At 33.9% G+C, this 221-nt stretch carries 1 pseudogene; it reads left to right on the top strand.

From position 1 onward, the window contains the following. Positions 1-83: pseudogene (locus WFH18_RS18345) on the top strand (IS1 family transposase); the annotation flags it as partial. Positions 84-221: the final 138 nt, after the last annotated feature.

The following is a 221-nucleotide window of genomic DNA, read 5'->3' as shown; positions in this document are numbered from 1 at the left end:
GTTGTAATTTTTCAAAAAAGATTGAAAACCATTTTAAAGCTTTCGACTTAACCTTTTTTTACATCAATAATGGCTTCATTTAATGTCAGCATACTTTTTGAAACACCACCCTGCTTTTAAATATTCAATCACCTCTGTTTTGTATAAGCCATTCACCGTTTCAGCCAGAGCATTATCGTATGAATCACCAGTTGTACCGACTGATGCTCGTAAATTTGCTG

This window comes from Acinetobacter sp. USHLN143 (genome assembly GCF_037145695.1).
GTDB lineage: Bacteria > Pseudomonadota > Gammaproteobacteria > Pseudomonadales > Moraxellaceae > Acinetobacter > Acinetobacter fasciculus.
The sequence above is the reverse complement of the archived record's forward strand: the minus strand, read 5'-3'. Positions and strand labels throughout refer to the sequence as shown.